The following is a 16,625-nucleotide window of genomic DNA, read 5'->3' as shown; positions in this document are numbered from 1 at the left end:
GGCGGCCACAAAAACTCCGATGGAAACGGCACTCCACCAGCGGTCACTCACTGGTACTCGCCGGTGCGTCGCGTCCGGTCTAATACGGGAACCGCTCTACGACTGCGAGACCAGCCAGAACGCGACCGCACCGAGCACGAACGCGACGCCGACGTTGACCGCGAGGCCGACGACGCCGACGCCGACGACCAGCGCCAGCGCCCGCAGGTCATCGACGGGCTCGAACGCCGCGCGGCCGAGCTCGAGGGCGACGACCGCCAGCAGGACGCCGAGCAGCGCGGTCGGGAACGCCGCGAGTAGCGCGCCGGTCGCGACCATAGCGAGCGCAACGTAGCCGATTCCGAGCAGCACGTTCGCGCCGCCGGTCCGCGCGCCGAAGGCGTACTTGCCCGCGAGACCGCCGCTGCCGTGGCACATCGGGATCCCGCCCAGCGGAACCGCCGCGAGGCAGGTCACGCCCATGCTCGTCGAGAGGTCGTCGGCCGAGATATCCCGGTCGTAGAGATCGCCGCAGAGTAGCGCGGTCGCGATCGCGGCGTTCCCGACGGTCATCCCGAGCTGGGCGACGGTGCCCTCGAGCGCCGCAGCCGTGAGGCTGGGCGTGCCGGCGGGGAAGACGGCGAGTTCCGGCACCGTCGGCGTCGGCGCGCCGGCCGCGGCGACCGCCGCGGCGCCGCCGAGTCCGAGGACGACCAGCACGCTGGACTGGCGGTAGCCCGCGAGCGCGAGCAGTCCGACGACCGCGAGGCCGGCTCCCGCGACGGTCGGGCTTCCGAGCGAGAGGTCGACCGCCGACTCGAGCAGGAGCAGGGCGACGGCAAACTGGACGCCGCGGATGACCGGTTCGCCGACGACCCGCTGGACCCGGCCGACGAGGCCGAATTGTCCGACCGTCAACAGTACGCCGCCCGCGAGGAGTCCGGCCGCGGCGAGTTCCGGATACGAGAGCGAGCCGACGATGGCCAGCCCGACCAGCGCCTTCATCGGCTCGACGGACAGCGGCATCCCGTAGTACAGCCCCCAGACGATCTGGAAGACGCCGAAGCCGACGAGCACGTGGGGCAGGGAGACGCTCGTCGTCGCGGCCAGCGCCACCAGCAGCGGCAGGACCGTAATCGAATCCCCTAGCGCACCCGTCAGTTCTCCCAGAGAGAACTCGAGGTCGGATCGGTCCGTCGTCGGGAACGAGTACGCCATCTACGTCCGCTTCACGATAGAGCCATTTTACGGTTTCGCGAAACCTGTTTCGGTTATTTGATCGAGCTACGCTAGCATGTTCGGTTACGTCGGAACTGACAGCGGATCACCACCGCTAAGAGCGGTCCCTGCGACGCTCCGTGCGTGAGCGACCTCGGCAAAATCGATCGAACGTTCTTCGAACGGCACGTCGCGTCCAACCTCGGCGCGGATCGCGACGACGTGGCGCTGGGCCCGCAACACGGCGTCGACTTCGGCGTCCTCGAGATCGGCGGCCAGGCCCTCGTGACGGCGACCGACCCGATCTCGATCCTCCCGCCACTGGGGCTCGAGCGCGCGGCGCGGTTCGCCCTCGATCTGATCCTCGCGGACGTAGCGGTCAGCGGCGTTCCGCCGTCGCACCTTTCGATCTGCTTTACGCTGCCCGAGGAGATGACCGACGAGGAGTTCGCGACGGTCTGGGAGACGATCCACGAGGAGTGTGCGGATCTCGGCGTTTCGGTCGTCACCGGCCACACCGCCCGCTACTCCGATCCCAGCTACCCGTGGATCGGGGCGGCGACGGCGATGGGCGTCGGCGAGTTCGGCGAGATCGTCCGCCCCGACGGCGCGCGGGTCGGCGACCGGCTCCTGCTGACGACCGGCCCCGCCGTCGAGGCGGTCGGCTTGTTGAGCACCCACTTTCCCGACGCGATCGACGTCTCCGACGGCGCGCTCGCAGACGCGCAGGCGCGCCTCGAGGAGGTCCACTGCGTCAGGGACGCGCTGACGGCGGCCGCCGCGGGTCCCGTGCGGGCGATGCACGACGTGACCGAGGGCGGGCTCGCCGGCGCGCTGAACGAGATGGCCGACGGCGCGGACGCTCGGTTCGTCGTCGACCGCGCGGCCGTCCCGATGCGACCCGGCGTTCGCGAGGTCTGCGAGGCCCTCGAGATCGATCCCTGGGCGACGACCAGTTGCGGCTCGTTGCTCATCGCGGTCGACCCGGATGGGGTCGACGACGTGCGAACCGCGCTCGAGGACCGCGACACCGTCGTGGCCGAGATCGGTCGCGTCGAGTCGGGCAACGGTGTGATCGACGAAACCGGCGACCGAATCGAGCACCCGGCTGGCGACGCCTCCTGGGGCGTCTACGCCGACCTTGCGAGCGAGTAGCGAAGACTGATAGGCGTTCGCGTCGACGCAGCGCTCGAGTGCGAGCGTCCGGAACCGTCCGCCGACCACACCACCATCGATTTGTATAACCGAGAAATACTACCGGCTATGAGAACGCCAGCACCCGATACGCGTCCCGTCGCACTGACGATCGCGGGCAGCGACTCCGGCGGCGGCGCCGGCATCCAGGCCGACCTCGCGACGATGGCCGCCCACGGCGTCTTCGGGACGTCGGCGATCACGGCCGTCACCGCCCAGCACACCCGCGGCGTCGAGTCCTCGCACGTCTTGCCGCTCGAGGAGATCGAGGCCCAGATCGACGCCGTCACCGGCGACTTCGACGTCGCCGCGGCGAAGACGGGCATGCTCGCGACGACCGAGATCGTCGAACTCGTCGCCGAGAAGGCCAGCGAGTTCGACTTCCCGCTCGTCGTCGACCCCGTCATGGTCGCGACCTCCGGGGACCGGCTGCTCGAGCCCGAAGCCGAGCGCGCCTACGAGGACCTGCTGTCGGCGGCGACCGTCGCGACGCCCAACGCCGACGAGGCCGAGGTGCTGACCGGGGTCGAGGTCGTCGACGAGGAAAGCGCCCGCGAGGCCGGCCGGGAAATCCTCAAGACGGGCGTCGACGCCGTCCTCGTAAAGGGTGGGCACGTCCCCGGCGAACGAGTTCAGGACGTGCTCGTCACCGCCGACGAAGTGCGGGCGTTCGAGCACCCGCGGATCGGCACCGACGCGACCCACGGCTCCGGCTGCGCGCTGGCGGCCGCTATCGCCTCCCGACTCGCCAACGGCCAGCCGCTCTCGGACGCCGTCGGCGGCGCGACGGACTTCCTCGCGCGGGCGGTGCGGTACTACTACGACGTCGGCGAGGGCCACGGCGCGGTCAACCACATGGCGCCGCTTCGCAACGAGGCCGCCCGCGAGGCCACCGCCGAGGAGGTCGAAGCCGTCGTCGAGGAGTTCGTCGAGGCCGACGTCGCCGCGCTGGTCCCCGAGGTGGGGATGAACGTCGTCGGCGCGACCCCCTACGCCGAGGCCGTCGACGAGACGGCAGCCGTCGAGGGGCGGATAACCCGCACGCTGTCGGGCGTCCATCCCAACCGCGGGGTCCGCTTCGGTGCCTCGAGCCACGTCGCCTGGTTCCTGCTGGCGGCTCGGGAGTTCTTCCCCGGGCTCCGGTTCGCCGTCAACTGCCGGTTCGACGAGGACGTCGAGGCGGCGCTCGAGGACCTCGAGTGGGCCGTCGCCGAGTACGATCGCTCGGAGGAGCCGACCGAAATCGCGGGAATCGAGGGACGCACAATGCAGTGGGGCGCACAGCGGGCCTTCGAGGACCGCGACGAGCCGACGGCCGGCGTGATCGACCGCGGTGCCGTCGGCAAGGAGGCGATGGTGACGCTCGTCGCCGCGGATCTGAGGACGCTCGTCGAGCGCACGCTGGCGCTGCACACCGCAGTCGAAGAAGCTGGAACCGGAGCGACGGGTGACGAGCCATGAGCGCGAGCACCCTCGAGTTGGACGTCGGCCTCGTGCTCCCCCAGTACGGAACGGACGTCGCGACCGTCCGCGAGACCGTCCGCGAAGCCGAGCGGCTCGGCTACCGCTCGGTGTGGCTCGAGGACCACTTCCAGTCGTGGATCGGGGACCAGCGGCGGGCGACCCACGAGTGCTGGACGACGCTCAGCGCCGTCGCCGAGACTACCGACGAGATTCGCCTCGGGACGCTCGTCACCTGCCAATCCTACCGCCATCCCGCCGTGCTGGCGAAGATGGCCGCGACGGTCGACCGGATCAGCGAGGGCCGACTCGAGGTCGGCCTCGGCGCGGGCTGGTACGCCGACGAGTACGATCGGTTCGGCTACGAGTTCCGCGAGCCGCCGGCCGAGCGGATCCACCGGCTCGGCGAGACGATCGAAATCCTGCAGGGCCTGTGGACGAACGACACCTACAGCCACGAGGGCGAGTATCTCGATGTCGATCTCGAGGAGGCCTTTTGCGAGCCCCAGCCCGTGCAGGAGCCCCACCCGCCGATCTGGATCGGCGGTGGCGGCGAGGACGTTACCCTCCCCTACGCCGCCGAGTTGGCCGACGGCTGGAACTACGGCACCCTCGAGCCGGAGGGGTTCGAAGGAAAGCTCGAGGTCCTGCGAGAGCACTGCGCGAGCGACGAGCGGTACGACGAAATCGCGAAGTCCGCCGAACTGTTCGCCTTCGTCGGCGAGACGACAGACGAGGCGGAGAAGAAGCGCGAGCAGTTCCGCACCGAGTTCCTGCTGGACGAGCCCGCGGAACCGCGCGAGTTCTTCCTCGCGGGCTACCTCGAGACGGCACCGACCGGCACGCCGGCGGCGGTACGCGAGTCGCTGGCCGCGTACGCCGACGCCGGCATCGAAGAGGTCATGCTCGTCGTTCCCGATGCGGCCGATCCCAAGGACGACAGTCTGGCGCTGCTTGCGGCGGAACTGGGACTCGGGTAACGGGCAGCCCGGCCTCGGGCTCCCGAACGGATGCCGGAATCCAATCCCTTATTCGGGAGTACATCCACGTCACGACCTGCCATGGTCGACAGTCCGTTCGACGTCGAAATCCGCGTCGGCGAGGTGCTCGAGGCGGAATCGTTCGAGGAGGCGAACAAGCCGAAGATGACCAAGCTGTGGATCGACCTCGGCGAGCACGGCGAGGTCCAGTCCGCCGCGCAACTGGACCACCACTACGACCCCGAGGAACTCGAGGGGCGGCAGGTTCTGTGTGCGACGAACCTCGGCTCGGTCCGGATCGCCGGCTTCAAATCCGAGGCACTGACGGTCGGCGTGCCGGACGAGGAGGAGTTCCCCGTCCTCGTCGAACCGGAACAGGACGTGCCGCTCGGCGGGCTACTGTTTTAACCTGTCGCGGCCCGCCCGCGGGTCGCCGACCCGCCGACGCGTTACGCTTGCTCGAGTCGACGAGTCGCCAGACGTCAGACGCCAGTTAGCGGGAGAGACTCTTGATCACTATTCGATATATCCGGCGAACGCGAGGAGATCTGTTAGCCGTTTCTCACGTCCTCGTTCCGCGTTCGTCCCGTTTCTAACTATAGATCCGATAACAGATAATTCTCCGGCAAGAATACTTATGGCATCGAGGTCCCCTCTCTGGACCATGTCACAGCAAGGGCAGGCGATGGGCGACGCCGGCGCGCCACAGCGCACGTCGTTCGACCGGGCGAGCGTCGATCGAGTCAAGGAGTTCGTCGGCTTCGGTCCCGAGGACGAACGTCGCCTCGAGTCGCAGGCCCACCTCTTCGAACGGGTCAGCGACGACCTCGCGGACGAGTACTACGAGAACGTCCGGTCCCGCCGGAAGCTCGACGAGGCGTTCGCCGCGTCGGCGCTCAGCGAGGCCGAGTTCAAGCGGGAACACCGACAGTACCTCGAGGCGTTCGGGGAGGGCGACTACGGACCCGCCTTTTTCGAGCGCCGGGCGGAGTTCTCGCCCGCGGATCTGTTCGTCGAACCGGGGCTCAACGAGTACGTCGGCTCGTACATGGTGTACTACGAGCAGCTGCTCGAGGAGATCGCCGACGAGGTGACGGCGGAGTACGCGCCGGACCCGGGTGCAGAAGCGACCGGGGACGAACCAGACGCCGCGGCGGCCGTCGAGGACGCCGTCGACGAAACCGTCGAGCGAACCCTCTCGACGCTTCGGCTGGCTGTGCTGGACCAGCAGTTCGTCATCGGCTCGAAGGTCGACGACTTCATGGAGCAACTCGCCTCGATGACCCAGCGACGCGAATCGGTCCGTGCGGATCTCGAGGACACCGTCGAGGAACTCGAGGACTACGCGGAGCGGATCGGCGACGGCACGGAGACGATCGACGACGTCGCGACGGAGCAGTCGTCGTCGACGGCAGAAATCGCCAGCGAGATGTCGAACCTGAGTGCGACCGTCGAGGAGATCGCCTCGAACACGGAGGAGGTCAGCGCGACCGCCGAGCGCGCGGAGGAGATCGCTGGCGAAACGACCGACACCGCCGAACGGGCGATCGACAAGATGGAAGGCGTCCAGGACGCAGCCGGCGAGGTCACCGAAGACGTCGAGGACCTCCGCGAGGGCGTCCAGCGCATCGACGAGATCGTCGACGTCATCAACGACATCGCCGACCAGACCAACCTGCTCGCGCTGAACGCCTCGATCGAGGCCGCAACTGCCGGCGAAGCCGGCGACGGGTTCGCCGTCGTCGCGGACGAGGTCAAGAATCTAGCCGAGGAATCGCAGGAGGAAGCGGCCACCATCGAGCGGATGGTCAACCAGATCCAGGAGGATACACAGGAGACCGTCGAGAGCCTCGAGGACGCCAATGCGGAGATCGACGACGGCGTCGAGCTGGTCGAAGACACCGTCGAGAACCTCGGGGAGATCGAGACCGCCGTCAGCGAGGCGGCCTCCGGCGTCGACGAGGTCGCGACCGCGACGGACGACCAAGCCGCGAGCACCGAGGAGATCGCCGGCATGGCCGACGAGGTGATGGAGAACGCCGATCAGGTCGCGGCCGAGGTCGAGTCGCTGGCCGAGGTGAGCGAAGACGTCGAACGGCAGGTGCAGGTCGTGACGGAAATGGTCGATCGACTCGCGGACGTCCAGGAGAACGGAGACGTCTGAGACCAGACGGGTTCGGTCCTCGAGACCGGCGAACCGGAATCGACGAAACCCGCAGCACTTTACCCGTCGGAACACACTCGAGCGTATATGACAGAGGCGACGGGTATCGTCGGGGAATTCCTCTCGCTCAAGGAGAACACCGACGCGGAGCTGCTGGCGATGCAGTGTGGCGACTTCTACGAGTTCTTCGACGAGGACGCCGAGATCGTCGCCGACGAACTCGATCTCAAGGTTTCCAAGAAATCGTCGCACGGCTCGTCGTACCCGATGGCCGGCGTGCCGGTCGACGATCTGACGCCCTACCTCAAGGCCCTGGTCGAGCGCGGCTACCGGGTCGCGGTCGCCGACCAGTACGAAACCGACTCCGGCCACGCGCGGGAAATCGTTCGCGTGGTGACGCCGGGGACCCTGCTCGAGACGACCGACGCCGACGCGCAGTACCTCGCGGCGGTGGTCGACGGCTCGAGGTCTGGCGCAGGCTCGAGCGGCGCCGACGCCGACTACGGCCTCGCGTTCGCGGACGTCACGACCGGTCGCTTCCTCGTCGCCGAGGCGGACGATAGCGACGATGCCCTCACGGAGCTGTACCGCTTCGACCCCGTCGAGGTGCTTCCGGGACCGGACGCACGGACCGACGACGACCTGCTGAACGCGGTTCGCGAGCGTATCGGCGCGACGTTGACACTCCACGAGACGGAGGCGTTCGCGCCCAAGCGCGCGGACCACGCGGTTCGCGAGCAGTTCGGGACGGAGACCGTCGAGCGGCTGTCGGTCGGCGAGCCGACCGTCGCCGCCGCCGGGGCGATCTTGGACTACGTCGAGGAGACCGGCGCGGGCGTGCTCGCGTCGATGACCCGCATCCAGGCCCACCACGGCGACGACCACGTCACCCTGGACGCGACCACCCAGCGCAACCTCGAGCTCACCGAGACGATGCAGGGCGAGCGCGAGGGGTCGCTGTTCCGGACGATCGACCACACCGAAACCAGCGCCGGTGGGCGCCTCCTCAAGGAGTGGCTCCAGCGACCCCGACGCTCGCTCGAGACGCTCGAGCAGCGCCAGGAGAGCGTCGCCGCCCTCTCGACGGCGGCGCTGGCGCGCGACGAACTGCGGGACGAACTCGGCGAGGCGTACGACCTGGCGCGGCTGGCCTCGAAGGCGACCCACGGCAGCGCGGACGCCCGCGACCTGCTCTCGGTCCGGGACACGCTCGCCGTGCTCCCGACCCTCGCGGAGATCATCCAGTCGAACCCCGATCTAGCCGAGTCGCCGCTCGCCGAGATCGTCGACCGACCGGATCGCGAGGCCGCGGCGGACCTCCGGGAGACCCTCGCGGAAGCGCTCGCCGAGGACCCGCCGTCGACCGTCACGCAGGGCGGCCTCCTCACGCGGGGCTACGATCCCGAACTCGACGAGGTGATCGAGCGCCACGAAGAGGTTCGGGAGTGGCTCGACACCCTCGCCGAGCGCGAGAAGCGTCAGTACAACTTGTCGCACGTGACCGTCGACCGGAACAAGACCGACGGCTACTACATCCAGGTCGGCAAATCGGCCGCGGACGGCGTCCCCGACCACTACGAGGAGATCAAGACGCTCAAGAACTCCAAGCGGTTCACGACCGACGAACTCGAGGAGAAGGAGCGCGAGATTCTCCGGCTGGAGGAACAGCGCGGCGATCTCGAGTACGAACTGTTCGAGGAGCTTCGCGAGGAGGTCGCCGAGCGGGCCGAACTCCTGCAGGACGTGGGCCGGGCGCTGGCGACCGTCGACGCGCTGGCGAGTCTGGCGACCCACGCGGCGGAGAACCGCTGGGTGCAGCCGAATCTGCACCGAGGCGACCGCCTCGCGATCGATCAGGGGCGACATCCGGTCGTCGAGCAGACCACCGAATTCGTCCCGAACGACGTCGAGATGGACGAAGATCGGGGCTTCCTGGTCGTGACCGGGCCCAACATGTCCGGCAAGTCGACGTACATGCGGCAGGTCGCCTGCATCGTCCTGCTGGCCCAAATCGGGAGCTTCGTCCCGGCCAAGGACGCCGAGATCGGCCTCGTCGACGGCATCTTCACCCGCGTCGGCGCGCTGGACGAACTCGCGCAGGGTCGGTCGACGTTCATGGTCGAGATGAGCGAACTCTCGAACATCCTGCACACCGCGACCGAGGACTCCCTCGTTATTCTGGACGAGGTCGGTCGCGGGACGGCGACCTACGACGGCATCTCGATCGCCTGGGCGGCCACCGAGTACCTCCACAACGAGGTGCAGGCCAAGACGCTCTTCGCGACCCACTACCACGAACTGACGGGGTTAGCTGAGGAACTCCCCCGCGTCGCCAACGTCCACGTCGCCGCCGACGAGAGCGACGGCGACGTGACGTTCCTCCGTACCGTTCGCGACGGCCCCACGGATCGCTCCTACGGGATCCACGTCGCCGGTCTGGCCGGCGTTCCCGATCCGGTCGTCGACCGGTCGCGGACGGTCCTCGAGCGCCTGCGCGAGGAGAAGGCCATCGAAGCCAAGGGCGGCGGCTCGAGCGAACCCGTCCAGACGGTGTTCGACCTCTCGAGCGGCCAGTTCCGGGGATCCGCGAGCGCGGACGGTGGCTCGCCGGCGGACGACTCCGGGTCCGAACCGGACGCCGGCGAAACGGTCGAGCCCGAAGCCAAGGACGTCCTCGAGGACCTCGAGTCGATCGACGTGAACACGACGCCGCCGATCGAACTGGTTTCGAAAGTCCAGGAGTTACAGGAGCGCCTCGAGGACTGATCTGAGCGCGCCGCGCTCGAGGTTCTCGAGGGTGCAGGTGGACGGCGGCCTGAAGCAGCCGAGACGACGCGACGGCGGCGCAGGCCGATTACCGACAGCGATACCGATCACCGTTCGGCGCGAATCGCAGTGCCAGAGCATTTAAGACGGCTGCATGATAACGCAGGTGGTAGTTACTATTTAATCATGGGACGGAACACTCGCGGGGGCCGACCACGACGGTCCTTCTTGAAGGCGGCGGGTGCGGCGGGAGTGGCCGCCACGGCCGGCTGTCTCGATCAGTTGTCGGAAGAACAGGAGTTCGACGTGCTTCACGGGTGGGCCGAAGGCGACGGACAGGAGGCCATCCAGGCGCTCGTCGAAGGATTCGAGGAGAACTACCCCGACATCGACTTCGGCGTGGAGGACGTCCAGGGTGGCGCCCGCGACAACCTCGAGACGGTCGTCTCGAGGCGGCTCCGGGACGGCGACCCGCCGAGTACCTGGCAGGAGTGGCCCGGCGCCAACCTCCTGCAGTTCGGCGACAACCTCGGCGACATCGAGGGCGACGTCTGGGACGACGATATGAAGGAGAACTACCTCGAGGGGCCACAGGAGGCGGCTCGGCCGGACGGGACCTACGTCGCGGTGCCGCTGAACATCCACCGGATCAACAACCTGTTCTACAACGTCTCGGTCGTCGAGGAGGCGGGCGTCGACCCCGAATCGATCGACGGTCCCGAGGCGCTCGTCGACGCCTTCCAGACGGTCGAGGAAAACACCGACGCGACGCCGTTCGTCAACGGGACGGGCGAACTGTTTACCGTCTTCCAGCTCTGGGAGACGATCTTCCTCGCGCAGGCCGGTGCCGACGCCTACGACGACCTCATCAACGGCGAGTTCGACGACGTGGACGCGGTTCGCGACTCCCTCGCGCTCCTGGCCGAGTACGTCGAGTTCTTCCCGGACGATCACTTCTCGACGTCCTTCACGGAAGCGAACGAGCGCGTCATCGACGGCGACGCGGCCTTCATCCACCAGGGCGACTGGGCCGCCGGCACCTACCGGAACAGGGACGGGTTCGACTACGGAGACGACTGGGATCACGTTCCGTTCCCGGGCACCGAGGGGCTGTACGCGCTCAACATGGACTCGTTTACCTACCCGGCGGACAACCCGACGCCCGAGGACACCAAAACGTTCCTCAGCTACGTCGGCTCGACGGACGCCCAGGAGCGGTTCAACCCGCTGAAGGGGTCGATCCCGCCGCGGGTCGACATCGACGAGAGCCAGTTCCCGCCGTTCCTCCAGCAGCAGATCGGAGACTTCCGCGACTCCGACGCGCAGCCGCCGTCGATCGCCCACGGCGCCGCCGTTCCGCCGGCGATTCGAGGGGAAGTAGAGGACGCGATCGACGCCTACCTCGGCAACTTCGACCCCGACGACCACGCGCCGTCCCTCCTGAGTGCATTCACCGCATAGGCCGCCCTCGCTGCCGCGCAAGTTCGACCGCCGAACCGCACCGGAAGCGAGACACGCCCGCTTTTCTGCGTGCCGCTCCAACAGCCGTCGATGACAGCCACGAGCTGGGACGACCTCTTCGACCGCGGTGCGAGCTACGGGGTCGATCTCGAGCGGATTCGAGCGGTGGACGACAACCTGGACGAGTCGGTGGCTGAGACGGGCGCTGACGGAACCGAAACCGAAATCGAGGAGGCCGACGATAACCGGCCTGACGGCGAATCCGGATCCGATCGGCCGAACCCCGCCCGCGTCGTCGCCGCCGCCGCCGTACTCGCGGCGGACCCGTTCGTCGACGGCGACGCCCGCGCGGCGCTGGATCACGTTCGCCGTCACTCGTGGGTCGACCTCGTCGCCAGCGACCACCTCCTCGAGCGGACCGAGCGGCTGGTGACCGAACTCGCCGACGCCGACCTCGCGGCCGATCACCGGGCGCGTCTCGAGGCCGAACGAGTGGCGGTCGATCACCCGCCGGAGGACCACCCCGCACTTGCGTCCGCGTACCGGGGGAACGCGGCGCATCTGTTGTCTTACGACGAGGGGTTAGGGTCAGCGAAAGCGGGCCTCTCGATGCAGCCTCACCTCTCGGTGAGCGTCCGTCCGCCGGACGCGTTCGCACAGCTGTTCGATCCCGAGAGCCTCTACGAGGCCGTCGAGGGCGGCGAGTATCCGGGGCCGGATCGGGATCCGCGTAGTTGAATCGAGGGGCGGGAGAGAAAGAGCAGGAGAAACGGCGGCGGGCAGTCCGACGAAGCGTCAGTGATACTCCGCCAGCCACGCCGAAAACGCCTCGAGCGCGCGGCCGCGGTGGGAAATCGCGTTCTTCTCCTCGGCGCTCATCTCGGCGAACGTCCGCCCGTCGTACTCGAAGATCGGATCGTAGCCGAACCCGCCCTCGCCGCGCGGCGCGACGATCGTCCCGCGCACCGATCCCTCGAAGGTCTCCGTCCGCTCGCCGTCCGCGAAGGCGACGACCGTCCGGAACTGCGCCCGGCGGTTCTCCTCCTCGCTGACGAGGTTCCAGAGGCGCTCGACGCCGACGGTGTCCTCGACGTAGGCCGAGTACGGCCCCGGGAACCCCTCGAGCGCGTCGACGAAGAGGCCGGTGTCGTCGACGACGACGGGTTCCGTGCCGCCCAGTTCCTCGTAGGCCTCGCGCGCGCCGCGGGCGGCGATCTCGGAAAGCGAGTCGCTCTGAACTTCGGTGTAGTCGTACTCGACCTGGTTGACGGCGGTGATCCCCTCGAGGTACTCCCGGGCCTCGCGGGCCTTGCCTTCGTTGCCGGTGACGAACCGAACGAGCATGTGTTCGTGCGAGGCGGGGTGCTCCGGGGGAATATAGCCGTCGGTTGCCGGCTGGGCGCGACTCTGCGTGTCGGTTCGAACGTTCTCCGCAACGCGAACGCTTTCGGTCCCCGAGAGTGACAATCACTGTCACAACTACCGATGAGTTCGTCACCACCCGTCCGACTCGGCGTCGTCGGACTCGGCTTCATGGGACAGACCCACGCAACCAACGCCGAGGAGTTCGGCCACGACGTCGTCGCCGGCGCGGACGTCGTCGCCGAAACGCGCGAGGAGTTCGCGCAGGCGTACGGCGCGACGACCTACGAGGAGTTCGAGGCGATGTACGAGGCCGAAGACCTCGACGCCGTCGCCGTCTCGACGCCCAACGCCTTCCACGAACCGGCCGTCGTTGCCGCCTTAGAGCGCGGCTACGACGTCCTCTGCGAGAAGCCCCTCGCGAACGATCTCGAGAGCGCCGAGCGGATCGCGTCGGCCGCGGCCGAGTCCGACGGCTTCTGCACGGTCAACTTCCACAACCGCGTCTCGACCGCCGCCGAGGTGTTCAAAGAGTACCAGGCGGAGGGCCACTTCGGCGAGATTACCCACGTCGACGCGAACTACGTCCGCCGCCGGGGCATCCCGGGCGTCGGCTCGTGGTTCACCAACGAGGAACTCTCCGGCGGCGGCGCCGTCGTCGATATCGGCGTCCACGCGATCGACTTCGCGCTCTACCTGATGGAGTACCCGTCCGTCGAGGAGGTCTTCGCCGTCACGCGGACCGAGTTCGGCGACCGCGACGACTACGTCGACCCCGGCGACTGGTACGAGGCGACCGAGGAGGCCGTCTTCGACGTCGAGGACTCCGCGACGGCGATGATCCGCTGTGCGGACGACAAGACGATTTCGCTCGAGGTGACCTGGGCCGCCAACCAGGCCGAGACGAACGATTTCATTGTGCGGGGGACGGAGGCCGGCGCCGAACTCGAACTCGGCGGCGAGGCGCTGACGCTGTTCCGGAGCGGCACGCAAGGGACCGACCACAACATGGACGCGACGCTCACCGAGGGCGCGCTCGACCACACCGGCTGGGAGGGCAGCGACGAGCGGTTCCTCGAGGCCGTCGCGGCGGGCGAGGCGCCCGCGATCAATACGGTCGACCAGGCGCTGATGGTCCAGCGCGTAATCGACGCGATCTATCGGTCAGCGGAGAAGGGAACGTCGGTGTCAGTTACCGCCGACTGATCTATTCGTCGTCGACGATGACTTCGACCGGCTCGTCCTCGCGGTCCTCGTCGGCGCTCGCCGCGCTCTGTTCCTGCTGCCAGAGGAGCGCACCGGCGACGGCGACGACGATCCAGGAGCGCCAGTTGGCCAGGTTCAGGGTGTAGCCGACGCCGAACGGCTTCTCGACGAGCATCCCTTCGCCGGGCTGCCAGTACGCCGAGAGCATGCGACTGATGCTCGGCCGGTCGAAGTTGTACGGTACCCCGAGAATCTCTCCGGAGCTCGGTTTGTCTGCCATGCGCGGTGATACGTTCTCCCCTGTCAAGAGTATTGCGTGCTCGTCTCGGCAAGCGAAAGCGAGCCGCCAGCCTTCCGGCGCCTCGAGATCGGTGCACGAACGGGCACTACCAAGATAGAAACACGCTTCCCGTCGGCGTACTAACCAGTTCCTATGGTCCTTCCGCTCGAGATGGGCTGGCGCCACCTGCTGTTCGAGAACTGGCCGGTCGACGCCGAGGCGCTCGAGCCCCACCTTCCCGACGAGTTAGCCGTGGATACGCACGACGGGAGCGGCTGGCTCTCGGTGATCCCGTTTACCAACGTCGCCGTTCGCCCGCGCGGCGTTCCGGCGCGCGCCGGCATCCGACTCCCCGAGATCAACGTGCGGACGTACGTCACCCGCGACGGCAGCGACGGCGAGCCGGCGGTCTACTTCTTCAGCCTCGACGCGGACGGCATCGCGAGCGTGCTCGGCGCGCGCTGGTTCCACCACCTGCCGTACTACTACGCGCGGATCTCGCTCGAGCGGAGCGACGACGGCGGCATCCGGTTCGAGAGCCGGCGCCGCCACCCCGGATCGCGGCCCGGCGCGTACGAAGCCACGTACCGGGCGACCGGCGACCCGTTCGCGGCGCCCGAGGACCCGCTAGCCGAGTTCCTCGTCGAGCGCTACCGGTTCTACACCGAGGCGCCGGACGGCTCGCTGCGCTACACGGACGTCGACCACCCGCCGTGGACGCTGTACCCGGCGACGGCGACCGTCGAGCGGAACACGCTGCTGGCGGCGAACGCGTTCGAGCGGCCGTCGACGGAGCCGGTGCGCTACTACAGTCCGGGCCTCGACGTCGTCGCGGCGACGAGTCAGCGCTGCGACGCGAACTGAGCAGGAATTAGGCGTCGTCTGCGCTGTCCTCGACGTATCGACCACGGCCCTCGACATCCTCGAGGCGCTCCAAGACTCGCTCGTCGCCGACCTCGCGGTAGCCCTCGAGCACCGCCTCGCGCAGCGGCTCGGGGTCGTCGGCGGTGCCGACGAGGCTCTGGTCGAAGACGTGGACGTCCATCGCGTAGTCCTCGACGTGGTCGGTGTGGTAGCCGAGGCCGAAGTCGATGAGGGAGGTGCGGCGGTCGCTGGTGCGGACGTTCCGCGTCGTCGGATCCCCGTGGACGAACCCGGCATTGTGTAATCGTGCGAGGTGCCGTCCGACGTCGCGGACCCGCTCGGCCGTCAGGGACTCGCGGAGATCGCACTCGCCGACGTACTCGAGTTCCAGGCGCGCCTCGCGGGGATCGACGTCCGAGAGCACCGGCGTCGGCACGCCCTCGCGGCGCGCGAGGCTCGTGAGTCGCGCCTCGAGGGTCGTTCGCTCGCGGCGGAGTCGGTCGTCGAGTTCGGGGTGACGGTAGGTTTTCGCCTCGCGGCGTTTGGTCACGCGGCCGGCGTCGGGAGAGAGGTCGACGAGGGCTTCGGCGCCCCGGACCTGCTGCTCGCCTTCAGCGCCGCGGCCGGCGGCTAATTCGGGCTCGTCCGCGCGCCACGTCACCGGCACCTGATCCGGTCGGAAATCGGGGTTGACGCGGGACTCCTCGAGCGCGAGCGTGTCGCCGGCGTCGTACATCTTTGCCCCGAGGACGGCGATCATGCCGGCGTTGTCCCGCAGAAAGCGCGGTTCGGGCGCGTGAAACTCGGCGCCGCGCTGGTCGCACATCTCCACGAGCATCTCGCGCAGGCGAGCGTTCTGGCCGACGCCGCCGCCGAGCACGAGTTCGTCGCTGCCGGTCAGCGAGAGCGCGCGCTCGGCCACCTCGGTCAGCATGCCGAAGACGTTCTCCTGCAGCGAGTAGCAGATATCTTCGACGGGAACCCCGTCGTCGTAGCGCTGCTTCGCGGCGCTCATGATCCCCGAGAACGAGAAGTCCATCCCCTTGACGACGTAGGGAAGGTCGACGTACTCGCCCTCCTTCGCAGCCTCCTCGACCTTCGGGCCGCCGGGGTGGGACCAGCCGACGTGGCGCGTGAACTTGTCGATCGCGTTGCCGACGCCGGTGTCCATCGTCTCGCCGAGCACGCGGTACCGACCGTTCCGATACGCGAGCAGGTGCGCGTTCGCCCCGCTTGCGTTGAGACAGACCGGCGAGTCGAAGTCGGCGGTGTGGCGCCCGATCTCGAGGTGGGCGACCATGTGGTTCACGCCCACGAGGGGGACCTCGAGGCTCTGACTTAGCGCGCGCGCGGCCGTGCCGACGGTCCGCAGGCAGGGACCGAGCCCCGGTCCGCGGGAGAAGGCGACGGCGTCCACGGGCGGTTCGTCCGCGGGGCCGTCGGAGGTCTCGCGGGCGTGCTCGAGGGCTCGTTCGACCACCTGCGGGATCGCCTCGTGCATGTGTTCGGCGGCCTCGCGCGGGTGGATGCCGCCGCTGTCGGGCTGGTAGGCGTCGCTCTCGATAAAGACGTCGTCGGTCGCGGAATCGAATACCGCCGCGCTGGCCGCCCAGGCGGTGCCCTCGATTCCGAGAATGCGGGTATCAGAACTCACGTGTCTGGGTACGCTACTCCTGCTCTCGGTCCGGTC

At 68.4% G+C, this 16,625-nt stretch carries 14 protein-coding genes; 10 read left to right on the top strand and 4 right to left on the bottom strand.

Annotation, left to right across the window (positions count from 1 at the left end; genetic code table 11):
• Nucleotides 1-96 precede the first annotated feature (96 nt).
• The gene (locus HALXA_RS07035; RefSeq protein ID WP_013879626.1) at nt 97-1,197 is read right to left on the bottom strand and encodes a putative sulfate/molybdate transporter; all 1,101 of its coding nucleotides are present in this window, start codon (nt 1,195-1,197) and stop codon (nt 97-99) included.
• A gap of 144 nt (nt 1,198-1,341) precedes the next feature.
• On the opposite strand from HALXA_RS07035, the gene HALXA_RS07030 reads away from it, so the two are divergent.
• The 8 genes from HALXA_RS07030 to HALXA_RS06995 all read left to right on the top strand — a co-directional run bounded on the left by HALXA_RS07030 (nt 1,342) and on the right by HALXA_RS06995 (nt 11,961).
• A complete protein-coding gene (locus HALXA_RS07030) occupies nt 1,342-2,352 on the top strand; it encodes an AIR synthase family protein (protein WP_013879625.1) in 1,011 nt (336 codons plus the stop codon).
• A 108-nt stretch (nt 2,353-2,460) separates the two neighbouring features.
• The gene (gene thiD / locus HALXA_RS07025; protein ID WP_013879624.1) at nt 2,461-3,852 is read left to right on the top strand and encodes a bifunctional hydroxymethylpyrimidine kinase/phosphomethylpyrimidine kinase; all 1,392 of its coding nucleotides are present in this window, start codon (nt 2,461-2,463) and stop codon (nt 3,850-3,852) included.
• The gene (locus tag HALXA_RS07020; RefSeq protein ID WP_013879623.1) at nt 3,849-4,832 is read left to right on the top strand and encodes an LLM class flavin-dependent oxidoreductase; all 984 of its coding nucleotides are present in this window, start codon (nt 3,849-3,851) and stop codon (nt 4,830-4,832) included. The genes thiD and HALXA_RS07020 overlap by 4 nt, the downstream gene beginning before the upstream one ends.
• An 81-nt stretch (nt 4,833-4,913) precedes the next feature.
• On the top strand, nt 4,914-5,240 hold the full coding sequence (locus HALXA_RS07015; protein WP_013879622.1) for a tRNA-binding protein: 327 nt from the start codon (nt 4,914-4,916) through the stop codon (nt 5,238-5,240).
• A gap of 256 nt (nt 5,241-5,496) precedes the next feature.
• Nucleotides 5,497-6,996: a globin-coupled sensor protein gene (locus tag HALXA_RS07010; protein WP_013879621.1), complete on the top strand. Its 1,500-nt coding sequence runs from the start codon at nt 5,497-5,499 to the stop codon at nt 6,994-6,996.
• An 87-nt stretch (nt 6,997-7,083) separates the two neighbouring features.
• Nucleotides 7,084-9,762, top strand: a complete 2,679-nt coding sequence (gene mutS / locus HALXA_RS07005) for a DNA mismatch repair protein MutS (RefSeq protein ID WP_013879620.1) — start codon at nt 7,084-7,086, stop codon at nt 9,760-9,762.
• Nucleotides 9,763-9,948: 186 nt separating this feature from the next.
• Nucleotides 9,949-11,223, top strand: coding sequence for an ABC transporter substrate-binding protein (locus HALXA_RS07000; RefSeq protein WP_013879619.1), 1,275 nt, complete (start codon nt 9,949-9,951; stop codon nt 11,221-11,223).
• 225 nt (nt 11,224-11,448) lie between these two features.
• Nucleotides 11,449-11,961, top strand: a complete 513-nt coding sequence (locus HALXA_RS06995; RefSeq protein ID WP_083822863.1) for a DUF7384 family protein — start codon at nt 11,449-11,451, stop codon at nt 11,959-11,961.
• A 57-nt stretch (nt 11,962-12,018) separates the two neighbouring features.
• Here the strand turns inward: HALXA_RS06995 and HALXA_RS06990 are convergent, their stop codons facing one another.
• Complete coding sequence (locus HALXA_RS06990) at nt 12,019-12,567, bottom strand: XTP/dITP diphosphatase (protein ID WP_013879617.1); 549 nt, start codon at nt 12,565-12,567, stop codon at nt 12,019-12,021.
• Between the two features lie 141 nt (nt 12,568-12,708).
• Between HALXA_RS06990 and HALXA_RS06985 the strand changes: the two genes are divergently transcribed.
• A complete protein-coding gene (locus HALXA_RS06985) occupies nt 12,709-13,791 on the top strand; it encodes a Gfo/Idh/MocA family protein (RefSeq protein ID WP_013879616.1) in 1,083 nt (360 codons plus the stop codon).
• 1 nt (nt 13,792) lies between these two features.
• Here HALXA_RS06985 and HALXA_RS06980 read toward each other — a convergent pair whose 3' ends face one another.
• Entirely contained in the window at nt 13,793-14,071 is a 279-nt protein-coding gene (locus HALXA_RS06980) for a DUF5808 domain-containing protein (RefSeq protein ID WP_013879615.1), read from the bottom strand.
• Nucleotides 14,072-14,224: 153 nt separating this feature from the next.
• Here HALXA_RS06980 and HALXA_RS06975 point away from each other — a divergent pair, with 153 nt between their 5' ends.
• Nucleotides 14,225-14,935, top strand: a complete 711-nt coding sequence (locus HALXA_RS06975) for a YqjF family protein (RefSeq protein WP_013879614.1) — start codon at nt 14,225-14,227, stop codon at nt 14,933-14,935.
• 7 nt (nt 14,936-14,942) lie between these two features.
• Here HALXA_RS06975 and HALXA_RS06970 read toward each other — a convergent pair whose 3' ends face one another.
• A complete protein-coding gene (locus HALXA_RS06970) occupies nt 14,943-16,589 on the bottom strand; it encodes a bifunctional N(6)-L-threonylcarbamoyladenine synthase/serine/threonine protein kinase (protein WP_013879613.1) in 1,647 nt (548 codons plus the stop codon).
• Between the last annotated feature and the right edge of the window lie 36 nt (nt 16,590-16,625).

It is taken from the genome of Halopiger xanaduensis SH-6 (assembly GCF_000217715.1).
Taxonomy (GTDB): Archaea; Halobacteriota; Halobacteria; order Halobacteriales; family Natrialbaceae; genus Halopiger; species Halopiger xanaduensis.
The sequence above is the reverse complement of the archived record's forward strand: the minus strand, read 5'-3'. Positions and strand labels throughout refer to the sequence as shown.